Below are 1697 nucleotides of genomic sequence, written 5' to 3' on the forward strand. Positions count from 1 at the left end.
GAGAGCGCGGCACTGCGCGACACGGTAGCGCCCCTGCTCGACACGATCGTCGGGCTGGAGAACCTGTACGTCATCGACGAGGGTGCTATCAACCAGATCATCGCCGCCGGTGAGGCCATCGACGAAGCTGAGGCGGAGCGGACCATTGAGGACCGTATCGCCAACACGACGGCCGATGACATTGCCACGGTCATCTACACGTCTGGCACCACAGGCAAGCCCAAGGGCGTTCGCCTGACCCACAGGAACATCCTCCACGTCGTCCGCAACGGCCCTGCCGACCCGGATCTCAACCTCATCGTCTCGGGTGAGGACGCAAGGACGCTCCTGTTCCTCCCCATGGCCCACATCTTCGCCCGCTTCGTCTCGCTTGTCGCGATCGAAGCCAACGCGGTTCTCGGGCACTCCCCCGACACGAAGAACCTCGTGGCCGACATGCAGTCGTTCAAACCCACGTTCGTTCTCGCGGTCCCCCGCGTTTTTGAAAAGGTCTATAACGCTGCCGACGCGAAGGCAAACGCCTCCAAGGTCAGGGGCCCAATCTTCCGTCGCTTCGCGAAGGTCGCCATTGCCTACTCCCGTGCGATCGAAACCCCGGAAGGTCCGTCCGCGTTCCTCAAGGCCCAGCACGCGCTAGGTGACAAGCTCGTCTACTCCACCCTCAAGGAGCTGCTCGGCGGGGAGCTCCGGCACTCGATCTCGGGTGGTGGCCCGCTCGGTGAGCGTCTAGGACACTTCTTCCGCGGCGCCGGCATCACAATCTACGAGGGCTACGGACTCACGGAAACGGCAGCGCCGACAACCGTGAACCGTCCCGGCAACATCAAGGTTGGTACGATTGGCCCGGCTTACCCCGGTTGCCTCGTATCGGTGGGTGACGACGGTGAGATTCTCGTCAAGGGCGATCACGTCTTCGTCGGCTACCACAACAACGAGGAAGCGACGAAGGAAGCCTTCACAGGGGATGGCTGGTTCCGTACCGGCGACCTGGGTTCAATGGACGATGATGGGTTCATTACGATCACGGGACGTAAGAAGGAAATCATTGTGACCGCCGGTGGCAAGAACGTGGCCCCCGCGATTCTCGAAGATAGGCTCCGCGGCCACCCGATCGTCTCCCAGGTCGTTGTTGTGGGTGACAACCGTCCATTCATTGGCGCTCTTATCACCCTAGACACGGACATGCTTCCCGGATGGCTTTCCAACAAGGGTCTCGAACCCATGTCCGTCGATGAGGCAGCACAGAACCCTCAGGTTCTTGCGGCTCTCGACCGCGCCGTTAACCGCGCCAACGAGGCAGTCTCCCGTGCTGAGTCGATCAGGAAATTCAACGTCCTCACAACCGACTTCACGGTCGACAACGACTACCTGACCCCGTCACTCAAAGTGAAGCGACACAAGGTCCTCAAAGACTTTACTTCCGAGATCGACTGGATCTACGACAGCAAGCGGTAATCACCAATAGATTAGCAACCACCCAATCAGGTGATTGACTACCTTCGGAGGGCGGCGGTTCACTGTCGCCCTCCAGTCATGTTCGCTGACGCAATCGCAGTTATTATCGGTCTCTCGACGGGCTATCGGACCAATATTGTTTAAACCCACCGTCTTAACGCCAAGAACATGATAACTTTGAAAACACGTCCAAGATGACATAAAGGCCCAAAGATGCTCCCACCTTACTGCGTCGATCACCC

The 1697-nt window shown here is 59.1% G+C and carries 1 protein-coding gene; it reads left to right on the forward strand.

The annotated features are described in order from the left end of the window. Positions 1–1455 (forward strand): AMP-dependent synthetase/ligase (locus tag ACTHUY_RS08130; RefSeq protein WP_441678408.1); only part of this gene is annotated, 1455 nt, incomplete at its 5' end. Positions 1456–1697 lie beyond the last annotated feature (242 nt).

This window comes from Flaviflexus sp. (genome assembly GCF_052087705.1).
Lineage (GTDB): Bacteria > Actinomycetota > Actinomycetes > Actinomycetales > Actinomycetaceae > Flaviflexus > Flaviflexus ciconiae.